At 61.2% G+C, this 4,476-nt stretch carries 3 protein-coding genes and 2 pseudogenes; 4 read left to right on the top strand and 1 reads right to left on the bottom strand.

Annotated features, from left to right (window positions below):
* Nucleotides 1-190: 190 nt before the first annotated feature.
* From CRO07_RS19560 to CRO07_RS17885, 3 genes and pseudogenes are all read left to right on the top strand, one after another.
* Nucleotides 191-1,177 (top strand): annotated as a pseudogene (locus CRO07_RS19560) (IS256 family transposase); the annotation flags it as partial.
* Between the two features lie 713 nt (nucleotides 1,178-1,890).
* Nucleotides 1,891-2,607: a hypothetical protein gene (locus tag CRO07_RS18545; protein WP_141400110.1), complete on the top strand. Its 717-nt coding sequence runs from the start codon at nucleotides 1,891-1,893 to the stop codon at nucleotides 2,605-2,607.
* On the top strand, nucleotides 2,585-3,703 hold the full coding sequence (locus tag CRO07_RS17885; RefSeq protein ID WP_204840061.1) for an XRE family transcriptional regulator: 1,119 nt from the start codon (nucleotides 2,585-2,587) through the stop codon (nucleotides 3,701-3,703). The genes CRO07_RS18545 and CRO07_RS17885 overlap by 23 nt, the downstream gene beginning before the upstream one ends.
* Before the next feature lie 49 nt (nucleotides 3,704-3,752).
* On the opposite strand, the gene CRO07_RS17880 is transcribed toward CRO07_RS17885, so the two are convergent.
* Nucleotides 3,753-4,145: a hypothetical protein gene (locus tag CRO07_RS17880; protein WP_097031978.1), complete on the bottom strand. Its 393-nt coding sequence runs from the start codon at nucleotides 4,143-4,145 to the stop codon at nucleotides 3,753-3,755.
* Between the two features lie 12 nt (nucleotides 4,146-4,157).
* Here CRO07_RS17880 and CRO07_RS19260 point away from each other — a divergent pair.
* A pseudogene (locus CRO07_RS19260) lies at nucleotides 4,158-4,334 on the top strand (VapE domain-containing protein); the annotation flags it as partial.
* Nucleotides 4,335-4,476: the final 142 nt, after the last annotated feature.

The raw sequence follows: 4,476 nt of genomic DNA, 5'->3' as shown, positions 1-4,476 counted from the left end.
GTTCGAAGACTTCCTTCAGTTTGCGCCGCGCATGCGCCCAGCAATGCGCCACCCGAATGGGCACGCCGCCCTTGCGGGAAGGTTTGGTCAGCCGAGAGCTATGGCAGAATCTGGGTGATGGGGCCTGAGAAGGCGGCGTATCGTGGCGGGTGTCTAGCCTGCCAGAACCTCCAGACGGAGCGATACGCCTGTGTCCGAAGATACCAACATCCTCCCGTTTCACCAGCCGGGAACTGTCCTTGATCCGCTGACCGAGATCGCGCGCGAGGGCGCGCGTCGCATGCTCATGGCGGCGCTGAAGGCCGAAGCTGACAGTTTCGTTGCCGGCTTCGCCGAGGATCTCCTCCCCGATGGTCGTCGCCGTGTCGTGCGACATGGCGTCGGGCCCGAGCGCGAGATCCAGACCGGTATCGGGCCGATCCCGGTCCAGCGGCCCAAGGTGCGCGATCGTGCGGATGTGCCGGTGGAGGCGAAGATCCGGTTCAGCTCGGCCATCCTGCCGAAATGGGCGCGACGGTCGAAAAGCCTCGACGCGCTCCTGCCGGCGCTCTACCTCCGCGGCCTCTCCACAGGGGACGTGCAGGAAGCCTTGGCCGCCATTCTCGGCGCAGAGGCTCCGAACCTGTCGCCTGGGGTGATGTCGCGCCTCACGGCGGAGTGGCAGGACGACCTCGACCGCTGGCAGCGCCGCGACCTCTCGGCACGCCGCTACGTCTACGTCTGGGCCGACGGCGTCTACCTCCAGGCCCGGATGGAGCCGCAGGCCGAGTGCATGCTGGTGATCCTCGGCGCCACTCCGGAGGGCCGAAAGGAGTTGGTCGGCTTCCAGGTCGGCATCCGCGAGAGCACGCAGAGCTGGCGCGAACTGCTGGTCGATCTCAAGGCCCGCGGGCTGGGGGTCCCGCCCGGGCTGGCGGTCGGCGACGGCGCGCTAGGGTTCTGGAAGGCGCTGGAGGAGGCCTTTCCGGGCACCCGCCACCAGCGGTGCTGGTTCCACAAGACGGCAAACGTCCTGAATGCCTTCCCGAAGTCGATGCAGCCCGCCGTGACCGCGGACCTGCGCGAGATCAGCCGCGCCGCGGCGGCCGTGGCCATCGAAATCTTCGCGGAAAAATACGGCGCAAAATACCCGCGCGGCGTCATCCTCGCCCGCAAGGTTCGCGAGAAGCTAGCCGCCATCCGTCAGCAGGAACGCGATGGCGTCTACCAGCGGTACCTTTTCGCTCCGGAAGCCAAGGTCGAGGTTTCCTTCGACCAGGCTTTCGCGTTCAAGGACGGAATGTATTGGGATCAGCGCCGGTATCGTGGGCGCTGGAAACCTCGCAAGCACTTCCTTGGGCCGGATCATGTGCCTGCTTTCGATGGGGCCGAGAACGGTGAAGAATTCCAGTGCGCGCAAGCCATCGACAGCTTGCCAGGCCTGAAGTTCTGGATCCGCAACGTCGCACGCCACCCCAACTCGTTCTGGTTGCCGACTGCCACGGACAAGTTCTATCCGGATTTCGTGGCTCAGTTGGAGGACGGCCGGCTGCTCGTCGTAGAGTACAAGGGAGCTCACTTCGCAGATGGCCCCGACACCGCCGAAAAGCGGACCATCGGGCAGCTGTGGGAGAAGAAGACCGGCGGCAAGGGCGTGTTCGTCGTAGTCGAGAAGACCGTCGACGGCAGGGACATGCGGGCTCAGATGGTCAATACGCTCCAAGGCTCGACATGATGCGTGCTGTTCAGGCTGGCACTTCGCGCAGTCTCTGCAACGGTTTCGCATCGCTCGCAGGAAGCCCTGCCTCGGTCGGCGCCAATCACCGGCTTTTGCGCGAGAAGAGGCGGGAAAATTATTCACGCTCTGAATGGCGGCGTGAATATTTTTGACACCCACCTCTTGGCCGTGCTATGCAGCTGCATCAGGCGGCAAGAGGTGGATCGAGTTTGGACAGAGATGCAGCACTGCAGGCAGCCCGTGAAAGGTTCGAGGAACCACTTTGGACGCTCATAGGGCAGCTGGAAGCGACCTTGGCGGATCTCGGTCGGGTGAAGCACATCAACATTTCCGACCCGCGAGCGGTCGGCTCGGTGCTGAATAGCGCGCTGACCGATGCGGCATCTGCCGTGAACCTCTCCGATCACGGCTTGGAAGTTACCCATGTCAATGACGGCCGGAGCAACAAAGTTACGGGTGTTGTGGATCTCGGTGGCGACGAACGAGCTGTCAGTTTCGAGCTTCATCTGTCCGGCCCCCGCGGCGGCACCTCGAAGTCATCGCATCAGTTCGCGAAATCTGACTTCTCTGTGTGCGACATTGAAGAGCAGCGATCACTCTTTCCTTACGACGTCGATGCGCCTGATCATCTGCTGTTCTTTATTGCCTGCCACTTGAGTGGCACGGGAGTATCCGTCTCGAAAGTCTTCATAAAGTTCGCAGACGGAATAGATCAGAGAATGATCGAGATTCATCGCTCCGCACCGTCGGTGGCTGCTGGGGCTATGGATAGCGCGCCGGTAAATGAGCCGGCAGGCGCGAAGTTGACAATCAAGAGACCCAAGGGAGAAGAAACCGAAAATGGCAGCACGACCGATAAACGGGGGGATGCTGCTCCTAGCTCGAAATAGACGCCGGAAGACACAGACAGAATTGGCCGCCGAAACAGGAGTTGCACAGGCTGCAATCTCCCGAATTGAGAACGGCACCCGGGACGCGCTCTCGCAGGAGGAAATCCAGTCGATTGCGCGTTCTTTGGGATTCCCGGTGAGCTTCTTCTACGAGCAAGAGCCGCTATATAGGACGCCGCTGAGCCTCCATGGCGCTGCATTCCGAAGAAAGGCAGCGGTGTCAAAAAGGGATCAGGAAGGGGTGGTGGCTCTCGCCAACCATTATGTCCTCCATTTCCGAAAGCTTCTGGATGCCGTGGACCTAGAGCCAGAGTTTCCGCTGCTGCAGTTTGAGATCGTTTGCGACAAGTCCAGCGTTAGCGAGAACGCTAACGCCATCACATCTGCTGGTGAGGCTGCTCAGAAGGTCAGGGCGTCCTGGCAACTTGGGGACGGACCGATTTCGAATCTCGTACGATTCGTTGAAGCAACTGGCATTCTCGTCGTAGAGGGAGACTTCGGGCAAGCCGACATTGACGGCGTTACACTGCGCCCTCCTGGCATGAAGCCGGTGGTTGTGCTGAACCATGCGCGCCCTGCTGACCGTAAGCGCTTCAGCCTCGCGCACGAGTATGGCCATGTCGTCCTGCACGCATTCCCCTACGATGCGATGGAAAAGGAGGCTAATGATTTTGCGGCGGAACTGTTGATGCCAAAGACGGGGGTCCTGCCTGATCTGAAGCGTGGACTTTCAATTCCGCGACTTGGCCAGCTGAAGCAGAAGTGGCGAACGGCAATGTCGGCACTGATCTATAGAGCAAAATCACTTGGAGCGATCACGGACGAGAATGCCACTGCGCTCTATAAAAGGATGAGCGCATTCGGGTACCGCACCCGGGAACCGCAAGAGTTCGACATTGCTCCGGAGACCGGCAAACTGGCTGCGCAGCTTCTGAACTTGCACCTGAACGACCTCGGGTACAGTTTGGACGAACTGGCGGAAGGGCTCCGGACTGATCCTGTGGAATTCGCGACAATGCATGGGCTCTCGGTTCCGGAAAGCAAGCTAAGGGTAAGGGAGAAGCCTAAGTTGTGCCTCGTGGCCAATCGCGACTAGCCGGTAATTGATCATTAACCTCGGCGCAGGCCTGCAGGCGCCGAGGGGTCTAGTTTAATGATTGAAAGTACCGGCGCTGAAGTGCCCATTCGAGCGGAAACGGGCCTGTGACGTTCGTGACGGTCAGTTCTGGCCCTTGCAGGCCGTCTAGGATCACCGCAATTATTTCGGGGGCTAGAAGTGTCAGGCGAAGCACACGGGTGAGGTAGGAAACCGCTACACCTTCTCGTTCAGCCAGTTCGGTGATGGTCATGAAGTCGCCTGACTCCAGCATACGTTTCCAGCGAAATGCCCGCGCCAGTGCTTTGATCAGCGTGTTGTCGGTCCTGCGCGGCTGCTCGGCACCCTCGGGTAGCTGCATCTCTTTGCGTCCGCCGCGCTTCACCAATGTGAGCGGGACGTGCAGCGTTACGGTGTCTGGGATCGGCTCCGCGCGGGTCATGCTGCTTCACCGATGCTGCCCGCCAGCATCTCGTGCGCGAGTCTGCTGAGGCCGCTCCGCTGCGGCGCCATCGACATCGCGGCGCTGGCTCGCGACCGGGACCAGCTCTGGGCCGAAGCCGTCCACCGCTTCCGCGAAGGCGCGATCTGGTGGATCGAGGATCCTACGATCCTCGCCGATGCCCGCGAGGAACAGGACCGCCGCTACCAGTCCGACGCCTGGGACGATCTGATCGAGTTCAGCCTGAACAACGCGATCAGGCGGCCGCGTGACTGTAGCCGCGAGCGCGCTCCTGCCGGATCATCGCCAGAACGAGGGTAATGACGGCGGC

The organism is Cereibacter ovatus (genome assembly GCF_900207575.1).
In the GTDB taxonomy this organism is placed as follows: Bacteria; Pseudomonadota; Alphaproteobacteria; order Rhodobacterales; family Rhodobacteraceae; genus Cereibacter_A; species Cereibacter_A ovatus.
This window is presented reverse-complemented; position numbering and strand designations above follow the sequence as displayed.

Excerpts from the sequence above, each read along its gene's own strand:
- CRO07_RS18545 (WP_141400110.1), top strand. The coding sequence starts at position 1,891 with ATGCAGCTGCATCAGGCGGCAAGAGGTGGATCGAGTTTGGACAGAGAT.
- CRO07_RS17885 (WP_204840061.1), top strand. The coding sequence starts at position 2,585 with ATGCTGCTCCTAGCTCGAAATAGACGCCGGAAGACACAGACAGAATTG.
- CRO07_RS17880 (WP_097031978.1), bottom strand. The coding sequence starts at position 4,145 with ATGACCCGCGCGGAGCCGATCCCAGACACCGTAACGCTGCACGTCCCG.